Genomic DNA, 16999 nt, shown 5'->3' with positions numbered 1-16999 from the left:
TTTATTTTATCGGTTTACTGCCCAAGAAATGGCAACAGATAAGGTCTTGCCTGAGACAAAACCATAACTGTCACCATAGGATTTGATTTAAGGCTGTGAGGTTTATGATGCTCTCGATTCCACGCACCTTATTTTTGCAGAAGAGATCTCTTAACTGTGAATTTACTCAATATGAGTACTGAGCTTGCCATTGTTTTCGTATTTTCATTCCTGTTTCTGTTCGTTGCCCGGAAGGTGGCGAATAAAATCGGACTCGTAGATAAACCCAATTTTCGCAAACGCCATCAGGGTTTGATCCCGCTGGTCGGCGGTATTTCTGTGTATGCAGGGGTTTGTTTCGCCTTTCTTATCACCAGCTATGTCATTCCCCATGGCAACCTTTATCTCGCCTGCGCGGGCTTGCTGGTGCTGGTCGGCGCGCTCGATGACCGTTTCGATATCAGTGTAAAAACCCGTGCAATGGTGCAGGCCGTGGTGGCGGTGGCGATGATGAGTTTCGCGAATCTCACGCTGCGTAATCTCGGACATCTTATTGGTCCATGGGAAATGGCACTGGGGCCGTTCGGCTATCTGGTGACCCTGTTTGCCGTCTGGGCGGCGATCAACGCCTTTAATATGGTGGATGGTATCGACGGACTGCTGGGCGGATTATCCTGCGTCAGTTTCGGTTCTCTGGGCATCATCATGTATGGCAGCGGGCACATGGAGCTGGCGCTCTGGTGCTTTGCCATGATTGCCGCCATCCTGCCTTATATCCTGCTCAATCTGGGCGTCTTCGGCCCCCGATATAAAGTGTTCATGGGCGATGCGGGCAGTACGCTGATTGGTTTTACGGTGATCTGGATCCTGCTGCAAAGCACGCAGGGCGAAACGCATCCGATGAACCCGGTCACCGCACTCTGGCTTATCGCAATCCCTCTGATGGACATGGTTGCCATCATGTACCGCCGTCTGCGCAAAGGCATGAGTCCGTTTTCTGCCGATCGTCAGCACATTCATCATTTGATCATGCGCGCCGGTTTTACTTCCCGTCAGGCCTTTATGTTGATTACCGTGGCCGCTGCACTTCTGGCGGCGGTTGGCGTGATTGGCGAACATCTGCCTTTCGTGCCTGAATGGGTCATGCTGGTTTTATTCTTTGTCGCATTCCTGTTGTACGGCGTTTGCATCAAGCACGCCTGGCGCGTGGCCCGGTTTATCAAACGTCTTAAAAGGCGTTTGCGCCGTTCATCTCCTCAATAATTCATCTTTTACACAAGGGCATACTGGCTGTGGATAAACCAGAAATGATAAGAAACCAGAATGATCGTGACATCGAGAATGAACTCGATATTCGTGGTTTGTGCTGCACCTTATGGAAAGGTAAATTTTGGATTGCGGGCCTGGCAATACTGTTCGCGTTAGTGGCTTTGGGCTCCTCTTACCTGATGAAACAAGAGTGGAGCTCGACGGCCATAACCGACCGTCCTACCGTGAACAATCTCTCGTCTTATTTCTCGCAGGCGCAGTTCCTGCGTAATCTGGATGTGCGCACTGCGTTACCGTCGGATACCGGTCGTCCGCCGATCTCTGATGAATCCTATAATGAATTTGTGATGCAGTTGGCCGCTTACGACACCCGTCGTGATTTCTGGCTGCAAAGCCCTTATTACAAGCAGCGCCTGGAAAATGATCCGCGCGCGGATGCCGTTTTGCTCGATGATCTGATTAACGATATTCAGTTCACACCGCGCGATGCAATGAAAGTCCCGAACGACATTGTGAAACTGACGGCGGAAAATGCCGCTGATGCCAACAAACTGTTGCGCCAGTATGTTAATTTCGCCAGCCAGCGCGCCGCGCAGCATCTTTACGATGAGTTGCAGGGTGCGTGGGCTGCCCGAACTCAGTCGATGAAAGCGCAGGTCAAACGCCAGGAAGAAGTGGCGCAAAGCATTTTCAAACGCACGGTGAATAACACCGAGCAGGCGCTGAAAATCGCCCAGCAGCAAAACATCACCAAAAGCGTGACGGACACACCAGCCGAAGAGCTGCCGGATTCCGACATGTTCCTGCTGGGAGTGCCTATGTTGAAAGCGCGCCTGGAATTATTACAGGCTTCCGGGCCGGGCTATGATCTGGATTACGACCAGAACCGCGCCATGCTGTCGACGCTGAATGTGGGCCCGACGCTGACCGCGAAATTCCAGACTTACCGTTACCTCAGAACGCCTGAAGAACCTGTAAAACGTGACAGCCCGCGCCGTGTGTTCCTGATGATCATGTGGGGGATTGTCGGTGGTTTAATCGGGGCAGGAGTTGCCCTGACGCGTCGTAAAAATAAGAGAAACACATTGTGAAAGTGTTGACGATTTTCGGCACCCGTCCGGAGGCCATTAAAATGGCGCCGCTGGTGCTTGCTTTGTCGCAGGATGCGGCTTTTGAATCTAAAGTTTGTGTCACGGCACAGCACCGTGAAATGCTCGATCAGGTACTGCGTCTGTTTGAGATTACGCCCGATTATGACCTCAATATTATGAAACCGGGGCAGGGTCTGACGGAAATCACCAGCCGTATTCTGACCGGCCTGAAGCCGGTGCTTGATGAATTTAAACCGGACGTCGTGCTGGTTCACGGCGATACCACCACGACGCTGTCCGCGAGTCTGGCGGCTTTTTATCATCAGATTGCGGTCGGTCATGTCGAAGCCGGTCTGCGCACTGGCGATCTTTCTTCGCCGTGGCCGGAAGAAGGCAATCGCCTGCTGACCGGTCATCTTGCGCGCTGGCATTTTGCCCCGACGGAAAACGCCCGTTCGAATCTGACGCGGGAAAATATTCCTGAAAGTCGCATTTTCGTCACCGGCAATACGGTGATTGATGCGCTGTTGTGGGTTCGTGATCGCTTTAACAGCGATGCGTCTCTGGCGCAGCAACTGGCCAATACTTATCCGTTCCTCGATGCCAGTAAAAAACTGATCCTCGTAACGGGTCACCGCCGTGAAAGTTTTGGCGGCGGTTTTGAGCGGATTTGCTCGGCGCTGGCCGATATTGCCCGCCAGCACCCGGATGTTCAGATTGTTTATCCGGTACACCTTAATCCTAACGTCAGTGAGCCGGTAAACCGCATTCTGGCAGGCATCGACAACATCGTGTTAATCGACCCGCAGGATTATCTGCCTTTCGTTTATCTGATGGATAAAGCCTATCTGATTCTGACGGATTCGGGCGGTGTGCAGGAAGAAGCGCCTTCACTGGGGAAACCGGTGCTGGTGATGCGGGAAACCACAGAGCGTCCGGAAGCCGTTGATGCCGGCACGGTACGTCTGGTCGGGACTGATCCTGCAAAAATTGTTAAGGAAGTGAACCGTCTGCTGAGCGATGAAAACGAATACAACAGCATGAGCAGGGCGCACAATCCTTATGGTGACGGACACGCGTGTCGCCATATTCTTGATGCATTAAAAAATCATCGGGTATGACCATGAATTTCAATACTATTTCTGTAATCGGACTGGGTTACATCGGTTTGCCGACGGCTGCCGCCTTCGCCTCACGCCAGAAAAAAGTCGTGGGGGTGGACATCAATCAGCACGCGGTTGAGACCATTAACCGTGGCGCCATTCATATCGTTGAACCTGATCTCGACACGCTGGTAAAACAGGCGGTAGAAGACGGTTTCCTCCGCGCCGTCACTCAGCCCGAACCTGCGGATGCTTTCCTGATTGCCGTACCGACGCCTTTTATGGGCGATCATCTGCCGGATATGAAATACGTGGAATCCGCCGCGCGTTCTCTGGCGCCGGTACTCAAAAAGGGTGACCTGATCATTCTGGAATCCACGTCTCCGGTCGGCGCGACAGAACAAATGGCAGCATGGCTGGCCGAAGTTCGCCCGGATCTGAGCTTCCCGCAACAGGCGGGTGAGCAGGCGGATATCAATATTGCTTACTGCCCTGAACGCGTTTTGCCGGGTCAGGTGATGGTTGAGCTGATCAAAAATGACCGCGTGATTGGCGGGATGACCTCTGTGTGCTCGCAGCGCGCCAGTGATTTGTACAACATTTTCCTGAAAGGGGAATGTGTGGTTACGAATTCGCGTACGGCGGAAATGTGCAAGCTGACCGAAAACAGCTTCCGTGACGTCAACATTGCTTTCGCTAATGAGCTGTCGCTGATTTGCGATGCGCAGGGCATTAATGTCTGGGAGCTGATCAGCCTGGCAAACCGTCATCCGCGCGTGAATATTTTACAGCCGGGACCGGGCGTTGGCGGCCACTGTATTGCGGTCGACCCGTGGTTTATTGTGGCGCAGAACCCTGAACTTGCGCGGATCATCCGCACGGCGCGCGAAGTGAATGACAGCAAACCGCACTGGGTGGTTGATCGCGTGAAGGCCGCGCTGGCAGATTGCCTGACGACCACCGGGAAGCGCGCTTCCGAAATCAAAATCGCCTGCTTTGGTCTGGCGTTTAAACCGAATATTGACGACCTGCGCGAAAGCCCGGCCGTTGAAGTCACCCATCTGATTGCCGACTGGCATGCAGGCGAGACCTGGGCCGTTGAACCGAATGTTCATCAGCTTCCGGCGTCGCTGGCAGAAAAAGTGACACTGCATTCTCTGGATGATGCCCTGAAAGACGCCGATCTTCTGGTGATGCTGGTTGATCACACCTCGTTCAAGGCGATGCCGGCCAGCACGATCCGCCAGTCCTGGATCGTGGATACCAAAGGTGTGTGGCGATGAATAAAATACTGATCACTGGTGGCGCAGGCTTTATCGGTTCTGCCGTTGTCAGACATATTATTCATAACACACAAGATTTCGCGATTGTTGTCGATAAGCTGACTTATGCGGGCAACCTTGATTCACTCGCTGAGATTTCGGCAGATCCACGTTACGCATTCGAACAGGTTGATATTAATGATCGTGCTGCACTGGACTCTGTGTTTTCGCTATATCAGCCAGACGCCGTTATGCATTTGGCTGCCGAAAGTCATGTCGATCGTTCTATCGACGGGCCCGCAGCATTTATCGAAACCAACGTGGTGGGCACATATCAACTGCTGGAAGCTGCCCGCCAGTACTGGCTGACGCTGTCAGAAACTGCACGCAAGGTGTTTCGTTTTCATCATATTTCTACGGACGAAGTGTTTGGCGATCTTCAGGCGACTGATGCTCAGTTTGCTGAATCCACACCTTATGCGCCGAGCAGCCCCTATTCAGCTTCAAAAGCTGCCAGTGATCATCTTGTGAGAGCATGGTTGCGTACCTATGAATTGCCGACCTTAGTCACTAATTGTTCCAATAATTATGGTCCTTACCATTTTCCAGAAAAACTGATCCCACTCGTTATCCTCAATGCATTAGCAGGAAAGCCTTTACCGGTTTATGGCGATGGCGGTCAGATTCGTGACTGGCTCTATGTGGAAGATCATGCGCGCGCTTTATATCTGGTTTTGACGAAAGGTGGCATAGGGGAGACGTATAATATTGGTGGGCACAATGAACGTAAAAATATTGAGGTCGTAGAAGGCATCTGTGCATTGCTTGAGGAGCTTGTTCCGCAGAAACCGAGCAATGTAGAGCATTACCGGGATTTAATTACCTTCGTTAAAGATCGCCCAGGACATGACCTTCGATACGCAATTAATGCTGACAAAATTGAGCATGAACTTGGCTGGAAACCGGAAGAGACTTTTGAAACCGGTTTACGTAAAACTGTGATGTGGTATCTGAATAACCAAACCTGGTGGCAACGTGTTCAAAATGGTGGCTATCGTGGTGAGCGTCTGGGCCTTAAAGGCTAATGCGCATTTTTCAAGATTAAACAGAGGATAAGCAATGAAAGGTATCATTCTTGCCGGAGGCTCTGGTACCCGGTTGCACCCCATCACGCGCGGTATGTCAAAACAGTTGTTACCTATTTACGATAAGCCCATGATTTATTACCCGCTTTCAGTGCTTATGCTTGCGGGTATTCGCGATATTATGATCATTACGACGCCGGAGGATAAGCCATTCTTCCAACGACTGCTGGGCAACGGTGACGAATTTGGAATTCATTTGACATATGCAGTGCAACCCAGCCCTGATGGTTTAGCGCAAGCCTTTCTGATTGGTGAAGACTTTATCGATGGGCAACCTACCTGCCTTGTGCTTGGTGATAACATTTTCTTTGGTCAGGGTTTTAGCCCGAAATTACGGTCAGTGGCCGCCCGTGAAACGGGCGCAACGGTATTTGGCTATCAGGTTATGGATCCAGAACGTTTTGGTGTTGTGGAATTTGACGACGATTTTCGGGCTTTATCTATTGAAGAAAAACCGGAACATCCGAAATCAAAGTGGGCGGTGACAGGGCTGTATTTTTACGATCACCAGGTCGTTGATTTCGCGAAAAAGGTTAAACCCTCTTCGCGTGGTGAACTCGAAATTACCTCCATCAACCAGATGTACCTTGAACGGGGTGAATTGTCGGTTGAGTTGTTGGGCCGCGGCTTTGCCTGGCTTGATACCGGAACGCATGACAGTCTGATTGAGGCAAGTACCTTTGTGCAAACTGTCGAAAAGCGGCAAGGTTTTAAAATAGCTTGCCTGGAAGAAATCGGCTGGCGTAACGGTTGGCTTGATGATGATGCCGTAAGGCACGCAGCCCAAACGCTGGCAAAAACGGGTTATGGAAAATACTTACTGGACTTGTTACATGCCCGTCCACGGCAATATTGAACCGCTCGACTGGGAGAGCGATTTCTTCCAGTTGTGCAGTGCCAAATTGAGCCTGGATGCGTCGGCGGAAACCGTCGTAACGCCAGAGGCGCTGGCGCAATATGCGCTGGTGCAGGCAAAAGTGGACGCGGATCAGACCGAAATGCTGGATGCGCTGTTCGCGCTCGGCTTTCGTCTGGCCGAAGGTGAAACCGATGTGTGCGTCGCGGTGAGTGCGCAGGATATCGCGTTGCCCGCCGGGCGTCTGGCGGTGCCGGAAGATATTGCGGACGTGGTGATGATCGCCCGTCAGGCGTTTCGCCTGAGCCGTTTTCGGTCGCCGTGGTATCAGCCGGATGACAGCGCGCGGTTTTATGCGATGTGGGCGGAAAAAGCAGTGCTGGGCACATTCGACCATCTTTGCCTGTGGGCCGATGACGCGAGCGGATTTGTGACGCTGCGTCAGTTAGCCAATGGCGAAGCAAGAATTGGCCTGCTGGCCGTCAGACCTGAATGTCAGGGGCGGGGAGTGGGCAAGACATTAATGGCGGCTGCGAAACAATGGTGTGCCGGTCAGGGCGTTTCGCGTCTGCACGTCGCGACACAAACCGGCAACCTTCCGGCTTTAAACCTTTATCTCGCCAGCGGTGGCAAAGTCACGCGCACGGCGTACTGGCTGTACAGGTGAAACGATGATCCCTTTTAATGCGCCGCCGATTGTTGGCACTGAAATTGATTTCATGCGCGAGGCGATGAGCAGTGGCAAACTTTGCGGCGATGGCGGATTCACGCTGCGCTGCCAGAAATGGTTCGAACAACATTTCAACTGTCCGAAAGTATTGCTGACGCCGTCCTGCACGGCGTCGCTGGAAATGGCCGCATTGCTGCTTGATATCCAGCCGGGCGATGAAGTGATTATGCCGAGCTTCACGTTCGTCTCGACCGCCAATGCGTTTGTTCTGCGTGGCGCGAAAATCGTCTTTGTGGATGTCCGCCCGGATACCATGAATATCGATGAAACCCTGATTGAAGCGGCGATTACGGCTAAAACCAAAGTGATTGTGCCGGTTCATTACGCAGGCGTGGCCTGTGAAATGGACGCCATCATGGCGCTGGCCGAAAAGCATCACCTGTTCGTGGTGGAAGATGCCGCGCAGGGCGTGATGTCGACTTACAAAGGCAAAGCGCTGGGAACGATCGGCCACATCGGCTGTTTCAGTTTCCACGAAACGAAAAACTACACCGCAGGCGGCGAAGGCGGTGCGACGCTGATCAACGATCCGGCGCTGATTGATCGTGCTGAAATCATTCGCGAAAAAGGCACCAACCGCAGCCAGTTCTTCCGCGGGCAGGTGGATAAATATACCTGGCGCGATATCGGCTCAAGCTATCTGATGTCTGACTTGCAGGCCGCGTATCTGTGGGGAAATCTGGATGCTGCTGAAAAAATTAATCAGCGCCGTCTGGCTATCTGGAATCAGTATTACGAAGCCTTGCAGGATCTGGCCGATGCAGGTCGTATCCAGCTTCCGGCTATCCCGCAGGAATGTGTGCAAAACGCCCACATGTTCTATGTTCGTCTGAACGATATCGAAGATCGCGATGCGTTCATCCGCCATATGAAAGCGGCCAATATCCTCACCGTATTCCATTACATTCCGCTGCATGCCTGTCCGGCTGGCGAAAACTTCGGGCGTTTCTCTGGCACCGACCGCTTTACCACGCAGGAAAGTGAGCGTCTGGTGCGCTTGCCGTTGTTCTATAACATGGCCGACGATACACAGCGCACTGTGATTGCAGCCATGCTGCAATACTTCGCCTGATATGTCGCTGGCAAAAGCGTCAGTCTGGACCGCCGGTTCCACGCTGATTAAAATTGGCGCCGGATTGCTGGTGGTCAAACTGCTGGCCGTGGCGTTCGGGCCGGAAGGCGTGGGGCAGGCGGGGAATTTCCGTCAGATGGTCACGGTGTTGGGCGTGTTGTCCGGTGCCGGGATCTTCAACGGCGTCACCAAATATGTTGCCGAACACCATGATAATCCTGAGCGTCTTAAAGCCGTCCTCGGGACATCGTCATCGCTGATTTTAGGTTTCTCCACGCTGCTGGCGGCGATATTTCTGCTGCTCGCCGGGCCGATCAGTACCGGTCTGTTCGGGCATGAGCGCTATCAGGCGGTCGTCCGCGCCGTAGCCTTTATCCAGATGGGCATCGCCTACGCCAACTATTTTCAGGCGATCCTGAAAGGATATCGCGATGCGATGGGCAACGCGCTGGCGGTGATTGGCGGAAGCCTGATTGGGTTAGTCGCTTATCTGGCGTGCTTCAAACTGGGCGGCTACGAAGGTGCGCTGGCCGGTCTGGCGCTGGTGCCTGCGCTGGTCATCCTGCCCGCGGCTGGCATGTTGTGGAAGCGCAAATCCTTTCCGCTGGAATACTTAAAGCCGGGCTGGGATCGTTTTATTGCCAGCCATCTCGGTAAATTTACGCTGATGGCGCTGATCACTTCCGTCACGATCCCGGTGGCGTATGTGATGATGCGAAATCTGCTGGCTGAACATTACAGCTGGAAAGATGTGGGGATCTGGCAGGGAGTCAGCAGTATTTCGGATGCTTACCTGCAATTTATTACCGCCTCATTCAGCGTGTATTTGTTGCCCACATTATCCCGGCTGACTGATAAACGGGATATTTCCCGCGAAATCGTGAAGTCACTGAAATTTGTCATCCCCGCCGTGGCCGCGGTCAGTTTCACGGTCTGGTTACTGCGCGATTTTGCTATCTGGCTGTTGTTTTCAAAACAATTTATCGCGATGCGCGATTTGTTCGCCTGGCAACTGGTGGGCGATGTACTGAAAGTCGGCTCGTATGTTTTTGGGTATCTGGTGATCGCCCGCGCGTCTCTGCGCTTTTATGTGCTGACAGAAATCAGTCAGTTCGCGCTGCTGACCGGTTTCTCACACTGGCTGATCCCGATTCACGGTTCTCTGGGCGCCGCGCAGGCATATATGGCGACGTATATCGTCTATTTTGCCGCGTGCTGCACTGTATTTGTTATCTATCGTAGACGAGCATGACAACGCTGATTCACGTTTTGGGATCTGACATCCCTCATCATAATGTAACCGTACTGCGCTTTTTCAACGACGTGCTGGCCGAATGCACGCCTGAAAAGCGGATTTGTCATTTTATGGTCGCGGCGGCGGATGCTTCGGCGTTTGCTGAGTTTACGCGCCTGGACATTCGGGTTTATCCCGACAAAAAAACGCTGGCTGCGGCGGTGATTTCCCGCGCGCAGGACCGGACGCACCACTTTTTCTTCCACGGGCAATTTAATCCCACCCTCTGGCTGGCGCTGCTGACGGGCAAAATCAAAGCCTCGCAGGCGAGCTGGCATATCTGGGGTGCAGATTTGTATGAATCTGCCGGAGGCCTGAAATTCCGCCTGTTTTATTTCATGCGCCGCCTGGCGCAGGGACGTATCGGGCATGTCTTTGCCACGCGCGGCGATCTGATTCATTTCCATCAGCGATACCCGCGTACGCCGTCTTCTTTACTGTATTTTCCGACGCGGATGGATCCGGCGCTGACCCAACCCGCTGATCTGCCTGAACCTGAAGGGCCGATGACGGTGCTGGTGGGGAATTCCGGTGACCGCAGTAACCGCCACATTGAAGCACTGCGTTCGCTGCATCAGCAGTTCGGTAGCGGTATCCGCGTGATTATCCCGATGGGATACCCGGCGGATAATCAGACTTACATTGAGCAGGTTCGCACCGAGGCATTAACGCTGTTTGCGCCCGAAAATGTCGACCTGATGACCGGCGCCATGGCGTTCGACGATTATCTGAATGTGTTGCGTCGCTGCTCGCTGGGCTATTTTATTTTCGACCGCCAGCAGGGCATCGGGACGCAATGTCTCCTGATTCAGTTCGGCGTGCCGTTTGTCGTCAGCCGTCAGAATCCTTTCTGGCAGGATCTGGCCGAGCAGCATCTGCCGGTGCTTTTCTACGGCGATATGCTGGATGAAAAAGTGGTCGCTGAGGCGCGGCGTCAGTTACTGAATGCCGATCGCAAAAACATCGCCTTCTTTAATCCGAACTATATTTCAGGCTGGCAGCAGGCATTACTGCTCGCGGCGGGAGAAACGTCATGACGCTGGCACAATTAGGCGGCCTGACCGTCGTTTACGTGCTGTCGCTGCTGTTTATTCTCACGCTGACGTACAAAGAGTTCCGGCGCGTGCGTTTCAACTTTAACGTCTTATTTTCGTTACTGTATCTGCTGACGTTCTACTTTGGTTTTCCGCTGACCTGTCTGCTGGTTTTCCAGTTTGACGTCAAAGTGGTTCCGGTGGAAAACCTGTTGCAGGCAATGCTGGCCGCGACCTGTTTCTATGGCATTTATTACGTTTGCTACAAAACGCGGCTGAAGGCTAAACGCGACGGCCCTTCACGGCCACTGTTTACCATGAACCGGGTCGAAACCCATCTGACCTGGATGCTGCTGGCGCTGATTGCAGTCGTCACCGTTTCCATCTTCTTCATGCACAACGGTTTTTTGCTGTTTAAGCTGAAATCCTACAGCCAGATCTTCTCCAGCGATGTCTCCGGTGTGGCGCTTAAACGCTTCTTTTACTTCTTCATTCCGGCGATGCTGGTGGTGTTTTTCATCAAACCGGATGTCCGCCGCTGGCTGTTTTTCCTCGCCAGCACCGTGGCTTTTGGCTTCCTGACGTACGTTATCGTCGGCGGAACCCGCGCCAATATCATCATCGCTTTTGCGCTGTTTTTGTTTATCGGCATTGTGCGCGGCTGGATCAGTCTGTGGATGCTGGCGGTGGCGGGCGTGCTGGGGATTGTCGGCATGTTCTGGCTGGCGCTTAAACGCTATGGCCTGAACGTCAGCGGCCCGGAAGCGATTTATACTTTCCTGTATCTGACGCGCGACACGTTTTCTCCGTGGGAAAATCTGGGGCTGCTGTTGCAGAACTACGACAAAATCAGCTTCCAGGGTCTTGCGCCGATTGTGCGTGATTTCTACGTTTTCATCCCGACCTGGCTGTGGCATGACCGTCCAGGCATCGTGCTCAATTCTGCCAACTATTTCACCTGGGAAGTGCTCGATAACCACTCCGGTCTGGCGATTTCCCCGACCCTGATTGGTTCTCTGGTGGTGATGGGCGGCGTGTGGTTTATTCCGCTGGGCGCCGTCGCGGTGGGCATGATCATGAAATGGTTAGACTGGCTATACGAAAAAGGGAAAGCGGACGCGAACCCTTATAAGGCCGCCATTTTGCAAAGTTTCTGCTTTGGTGCGGTGTTTAATATGATTGTGCTGGCCCGTGAAGGCGTGGATTCCTTCTTCTCACGGGTGGTGTTTTTCTGCCTGGTGTTCGGTGCATGTCTGGTCGTCGCCAAACTCCTGTACTGGATGTTCGATGCCGCCGGGCTTATCCGTGTCAAAATGCCGCGCAGAAAAAACCTCATGGAGCCTGACTCTGGCAGGAATTTTAATGAACTCTGAGAATAATGTTCCACAATATGATATCCGCGGGATCCGCCTCTGGGGCTTCCGCGATATGGCGCATTTTATTGATTATCTGTTTGCCGATAATCAGGTGAAAACCGGTTCGCTGGTGGCGATGAATGCCGAGAAAGTGCTGACCATCGAAAGCAATCCGGAAATGAGCGCGCTGATTAAAGTGGCGGAATATAAATATCCCGACGGCATCAGCATTGTGCGCGCCATTCGCCGCAAGTATCCCGGGGCGAAAATATCGCGCATCGCCGGTGCGGATTTGTGGGAAGGGCTGATGCAGCGCGCCGGTGCCGAAGGAACGCCGGTGTTTCTGATTGGCGGTAAACCCGAGATTCTTCAGCAAACCGAAGAGAAGCTCCGTGCGCGCTGGAACGTCAATATTGTCGGCAGTCAGAACGGTTATTTCACGCCGGAACAACGTGATGCGCTATTCGAACGGGTGAAAGCCAGCGGTGCGGCGATTGTGACAGTCGCAATGGGGTCGCCGAAACAGGAAATCCTGATGCGCGATTGCCGTCTGGTTCATCCCGATGCGCTGTATATGGGGATCGGCGGGACGTATGACGTTTTCACCGGCCACGTAAAACGCGCGCCTAAACTCTGGCAGAAGCTGGGGCTTGAATGGCTGTACCGCCTGATTTTGCAGCCCAGCCGTTTACGCCGTCAGCTCAAACTGCTGAAGTTCGTCCGCTATTACTACACCAACCGTCTGTAAATCCTGACCGCCTTAAAACCTTCGCCGCCCCAATTTCTCAGGGCGGCGAGCGACCTCTCATTTTTGCCTTCCTCTTGCTTACGTTTGCAGTCTGTCTTGTCTATCAATGCGTATCTTTCTCAATTGTGGTTTGCAACTCGTTAGAAAATACGAAACCATAACGCCGTTTTTCCGCCTTCAGCGGGGAATATCACAATAAAAATAACAATTCGGTCATTCCGAAAGGCAAACACAAATACAGAGAAATTGAGGATCTATGGCGAATCAAGAAGAAAAAGGTGGGCTACACCGGGGGCTTGAAGCGAGGCATATCGAGCTGATTGCACTGGGTGGCACCATCGGTGTAGGGCTGTTTATGGGCGCGGCAAGCACGCTCAAATGGGCGGGCCCGTCGGTACTGCTTGCGTATATTCTGGCGGGCGTTTTTGTCTTCTTTATCATGCGCTCAATGGGTGAAATGCTGCATCTTGAGCCGGTTGCCGGTTCGTTTGCAGTCTACGCGCATAAATATCTCGGGCCGTATTACGGCTATCTGACGGCGTGGAGTTACTGGTTTATGTGGATAGCGGTGGGGATTTCTGAAATCACCGCGATCGGCGTCTACGCGCAATACTGGTTCCCCGAACTGCCGCAGTGGATCCCGGCACTGATTGCCGTGGCGATTGTGGCGTCGGCGAATCTGGCCGCCGTTAAGCTTTATGGCGAAATGGAGTTCTGGTTTGCGCTGATCAAAATCACCACCATTATTGTGATGATTGTGGTCGGGCTGGCGGTGATTTTCTTCGGCTTTGGTAATCACGGCGAACCGGTGGGATTTGCAAACCTGACGGCGCACGGCGGCTTCTTCGCTGGCGGCTGGAAAGGGTTCCTCTTCGCGCTGTGTATCGTCGTGGCGTCGTATCAGGGCGTTGAGCTGGTGGGGATTACTGCCGGTGAAGCGAAAAACCCGCAGGTGACCCTCAAACGCGCCATCAATAATATCCTGTGGCGTATCCTGATTTTCTACGTGGGCGCGATTTTCGTCATCATCACGATTTTCCCGTGGAACGAAATGGGCACGCACGGCAGCCCGTTCGTTTTAACCTTCGCGAAAATTGGTATTGCCTCTGCGGCCGGTATCATCAACTTTGTGGTACTGACGGCGGCGCTGTCGGGCTGTAACAGCGGCATGTACAGCTGCGGACGTATGCTTTACGCCTTGTCAAAGAACCGCCAGTTGCCTTCGTTCCTGAGCCGGGTTTCTAAAAGCGGCGTCCCGGTTTATGGCATCGCGATTACGATTTTATGTCTGCTGGTGGGTTCATGCCTGAACTACGTGATCCCGAATCCGGAGAAAGTGTTCGTTTATGTCTATAGCGCCAGCGTGCTGCCGGGCATGGTACCGTGGTTTGTTGTGCTGATTAGCCAGCTGCGTTTTCGTGACGCGCATAAAGAGAAACTGAAAAACCATCCGTTCAAGTCCGTGCTGTTCCCTTACACCAACTATCTGACGCTGATTTTCCTGGCGTGTGTGCTGGTGGGCATGGCAATTAACCCGGATACGCGGGTTTCTCTGCTGGTTGGCGGTATTTTCATCGCGGCGGTGTCACTGATATACTTCGGCCTGGGCATGCATAAGCGTGCTGCACTTACGGCGGAAAAGGTAAAATAACGCTGTAAGTCATGGGTGGGGAAGGGAAGGCGCTTACTTTTAATGCGGATTGGATAAAGCGTAATCAAACGCAATATTTCTGATAAAAAGCACTAGACAGCTTGGCGTTAAAACCGTAGTATCCCCACCCGCAACGGCGCTAAGCGCCCGTAGCTCAGCTGGATAGAGCGCTGCCCTCCGGAGGCAGAGGTCTCAGGTTCGAATCCTGTCGGGCGCACCATTAGTTTGCGCTAGAGTTGCGGTGAATTGTTGAATTAAACATTTCACGTTAGTTAGAGATATGGTGGCTATAGCTCAGTTGGTAGAGCCCTGGATTGTGATTCCAGTTGTCGTGGGTTCGAGCCCCATTAGCCACCCCACTCTAAAAATGATTTTGTGATTGTGACATGCGATGGTGGCGGAATTGGTAGACGCGCTAGCTTCAGGTGTTAGTGTCCTTCGGATGTGAGGGTTCGAGTCCCTCCCTTCGCACCACACACAAAATTCATTTAAATGATGCAGTTAGCATCATAAAGTAGTAAGATGCACGACATCGGCGAGTAGCGCAGCTTGGTAGCGCAACTGGTTTGGGACCAGTGGGTCGGAGGTTCGAATCCTCTCTCGCCGACCACATTTAAGAAACCTGCTTCTAAAGCAGGTTTTTTTTCGTCTGTTATTTCTAAAAATCCCTTTCTGTCCGTTGTAGCCGTTTCACGACATTCCCCCTGTTATCTGTCTCTGTCTTGAGACATTTATCTTATTGATAAATAAAGAGTCACTCAGGCAAGGTTTTAGCTGTCGTTCAGCGGAGACAGATTGAGGTGGCTGCGAAATGCTATTGAGCGTGGAGGGTTTTGACTCTGGCTACGCTGAAAAATAAAACGCTTACTTTTCAATGATATTAAAAATTTCACATCCACTATTGCCATACTGGCACGCCTCCTGCAATATTCCCGCCGTAGATGCTCATTCCACCTATTATGTTTGCTCCGGCTTCATAAACCTGGGAATGATGCAGAGCCAATTTATAGTGCCTATTGTCATCCTGACCGATAACGCTGATGCGCTATCAACCAGAAGGCAAAACGTTGAGTGAGGCACTCATCTGTTGTCCTGGACCTGATTGTTTTATACACCTGCTTATATTGCAGGTGTTTTTTTATGTGCGATTTGCACCAGGCGTAAAAAAGGCTCCCGAAGGAGCCTTTTACATAATGTGAAGCCCGGTTCTGGTTAAAGCTGCTGATCGTTATTGAGCGTCAGCATCAGCCCTTCACGGCGCATCTCCGCTGCTTCAGCCGGTTTATGCAGTTTATCCAGCGCATCAGCCAGCCACGCGTAATCGTAAGCATCAGGGCGCTGTTTCAGCGCTTCACGGAAAGCCTCGCTCGCTTTCAGCCATTCGCCATGCTTCATCAGTAACTGCCCCAGCGTACTGCTCAGCAGCGGCGACGGACCGTTTTGTTTAATCAGCTGATACAGCGTTTTTTCCAGTTGCTCCGGATTCCCGGAACGCAGCTTAGGCATCAGTGCGACCAGACGATCGTCATACTGGCGTTTCAGGCCGTCAAGGATCACTTCCTGCGCCAGATCCTGATCGTTGCATTCAATCAGGTGTTTCGCCATCGCGACCTGCAACGCCACTTCATGGCGGGTCTTGCGACTCTGATCTTTCCACCAGCGCTTGAGGCCGTCGCTGCCTTCTTCTGCCATCAGCTGGTTCATCATGCCGATATACGCCTGTTCCTGAAGAACGCGAATCTCGTCGTCGGTATGAATATCCGCTTTCGCCATGGAAGGTAAAATTTCCAGCAGCGAACCGTAAGCGCCGGTGCGAAGATAAGCCTGTTCCGCCAGACGTAAAATTTCCGGATGGCGCGGCGATTGCCCGAGCAACCGGTCAACGCCGTGGCGTGCAGCATGGATTTCACCTTGCGCCAGCTGGATGCGGACTCGGGTGATATCCACCGGCATCTGGTCGGTATCGGCAATTTCTGCCGCACGTTCAAGATACTGATTTGTTCGGATATCATCCCCACGCTGTTGCGCTGCTTCGGCGGCAAGCAGGTAATTCACCACCGGCTGATCGGCGTGATCGGCATTGCGGGCCAGCAATTTTTCCATCTGACGATGATCGCCTTCCGCCAGTTTCAGCATGGCGGCCTTGGTCTGCTTACGTGCTTTGGAGCTTTTACGTCCGGCAAACCAGCCGCGTGTCCGTGCGCCAGTGCGCAGAACGCGGCGAAGGATCCACTCGATGAAAAACAGCACCAGAATCAGGACGATCAGCATGATGACCAGGCCGGTGACGCTGGTTTCAATGTTGTAATTGTCCGTCTGAATCAGAACGTAGCCCTGATGGCCGGCCAGTATCGGGCCGACGATGATCCCGGCAAACACAATCAGGAACAGCACGAAAACTCGTAACATG

14 protein-coding genes and 4 tRNA genes are annotated in these 16999 nt (G+C 52.8%); 17 read left to right on the top strand and 1 reads right to left on the bottom strand.

What is annotated here, in order from left to right; genetic code table 11:
- Positions 1-156 precede the first annotated feature (156 nt).
- The 17 genes from wecA to KWG64_RS20985 all read left to right on the top strand — a co-directional run bounded on the left by wecA (position 157) and on the right by KWG64_RS20985 (position 15199).
- Complete coding sequence (gene wecA, locus KWG64_RS21065) at positions 157-1242, top strand: UDP-N-acetylglucosamine--undecaprenyl-phosphate N-acetylglucosaminephosphotransferase (RefSeq protein ID WP_218523040.1); 1086 nt, start codon at positions 157-159, stop codon at positions 1240-1242.
- Positions 1243-1286: 44 nt separating this feature from the next.
- Positions 1287-2339 carry an ECA polysaccharide chain length modulation protein gene (gene wzzE, locus KWG64_RS21060; protein ID WP_218523039.1) on the top strand — a complete coding sequence of 351 codons (1053 nt, stop codon included), beginning with the start codon at positions 1287-1289 and terminating at the stop codon, positions 2337-2339.
- Positions 2336-3460, top strand: coding sequence for a non-hydrolyzing UDP-N-acetylglucosamine 2-epimerase (wecB, locus tag KWG64_RS21055; RefSeq protein WP_195825706.1), 1125 nt, complete (start codon positions 2336-2338; stop codon positions 3458-3460). The genes wzzE and wecB overlap by 4 nt, the downstream gene beginning before the upstream one ends.
- A 2-nt stretch (positions 3461-3462) precedes the next feature.
- Positions 3463-4725 (top strand): UDP-N-acetyl-D-mannosamine dehydrogenase, encoded by a 1263-nt coding sequence (wecC, locus tag KWG64_RS21050; protein ID WP_218523038.1) that lies wholly within the window; start codon positions 3463-3465, stop codon positions 4723-4725.
- Positions 4722-5789, top strand: coding sequence for a dTDP-glucose 4,6-dehydratase (gene rfbB / locus KWG64_RS21045; RefSeq protein ID WP_218523037.1), 1068 nt, complete (start codon positions 4722-4724; stop codon positions 5787-5789). Before wecC ends, rfbB begins: the two co-directional genes overlap by 4 nt.
- 34 nt (positions 5790-5823) lie before the next feature.
- Positions 5824-6705: a glucose-1-phosphate thymidylyltransferase RfbA gene (gene rfbA, locus KWG64_RS21040; protein WP_218523036.1), complete on the top strand. Its 882-nt coding sequence runs from the start codon at positions 5824-5826 to the stop codon at positions 6703-6705.
- Complete coding sequence (gene rffC / locus KWG64_RS21035; RefSeq protein WP_218523035.1) at positions 6683-7372, top strand: dTDP-4-amino-4,6-dideoxy-D-galactose acyltransferase; 690 nt, start codon at positions 6683-6685, stop codon at positions 7370-7372. Before rfbA ends, rffC begins: the two co-directional genes overlap by 23 nt.
- Before the next feature lie 4 nt (positions 7373-7376).
- On the top strand, positions 7377-8507 hold the full coding sequence (gene rffA / locus KWG64_RS21030) for a dTDP-4-amino-4,6-dideoxygalactose transaminase (protein WP_218523034.1): 1131 nt from the start codon (positions 7377-7379) through the stop codon (positions 8505-8507).
- A 1-nt stretch (position 8508) separates the two neighbouring features.
- The gene (wzxE, locus tag KWG64_RS21025; protein ID WP_218523033.1) at positions 8509-9759 is read left to right on the top strand and encodes a lipid III flippase WzxE; all 1251 of its coding nucleotides are present in this window, start codon (positions 8509-8511) and stop codon (positions 9757-9759) included.
- The gene (locus KWG64_RS21020; RefSeq protein WP_218523032.1) at positions 9756-10838 is read left to right on the top strand and encodes a TDP-N-acetylfucosamine:lipid II N-acetylfucosaminyltransferase; all 1083 of its coding nucleotides are present in this window, start codon (positions 9756-9758) and stop codon (positions 10836-10838) included. Before wzxE ends, KWG64_RS21020 begins: the two co-directional genes overlap by 4 nt.
- On the top strand, positions 10835-12208 hold the full coding sequence (gene wzyE / locus KWG64_RS21015; protein WP_218523031.1) for an ECA oligosaccharide polymerase: 1374 nt from the start codon (positions 10835-10837) through the stop codon (positions 12206-12208). Before KWG64_RS21020 ends, wzyE begins: the two co-directional genes overlap by 4 nt.
- Complete coding sequence (gene wecG, locus KWG64_RS21010; RefSeq protein ID WP_195825712.1) at positions 12198-12938, top strand: lipopolysaccharide N-acetylmannosaminouronosyltransferase; 741 nt, start codon at positions 12198-12200, stop codon at positions 12936-12938. The genes wzyE and wecG overlap by 11 nt, the downstream gene beginning before the upstream one ends.
- Before the next feature lie 256 nt (positions 12939-13194).
- Complete coding sequence (locus KWG64_RS21005) at positions 13195-14589, top strand: amino acid permease (protein ID WP_218523030.1); 1395 nt, start codon at positions 13195-13197, stop codon at positions 14587-14589.
- 143 nt (positions 14590-14732) lie between these two features.
- Positions 14733-14809 (top strand) — tRNA-Arg (locus KWG64_RS21000).
- Positions 14810-14872: 63 nt separating this feature from the next.
- Positions 14873-14948: transfer RNA gene (locus tag KWG64_RS20995), tRNA-His, on the top strand.
- Between the two features lie 29 nt (positions 14949-14977).
- Positions 14978-15063, top strand: a tRNA-Leu gene (locus KWG64_RS20990).
- Positions 15064-15122: 59 nt separating this feature from the next.
- Positions 15123-15199 (top strand) — tRNA-Pro (locus KWG64_RS20985).
- A 602-nt stretch (positions 15200-15801) separates the two neighbouring features.
- Here the strand turns inward: KWG64_RS20985 and hemY are convergent.
- Positions 15802-16998, bottom strand: a complete 1197-nt coding sequence (gene hemY, locus KWG64_RS20980; RefSeq protein WP_218523029.1) for a protoheme IX biogenesis protein HemY — start codon at positions 16996-16998, stop codon at positions 15802-15804.
- Position 16999 lies beyond the last annotated feature (1 nt).

Origin of the sequence: Rahnella sp. PD12R, from assembly GCF_019200965.1 — a bacterium.
Classification (GTDB): Bacteria; Pseudomonadota; Gammaproteobacteria; order Enterobacterales; family Enterobacteriaceae; genus Rahnella; species Rahnella laticis.
Note: the sequence above shows the minus strand (reverse complement) of the source record. Positions and strands in the feature narration are given on the sequence as shown.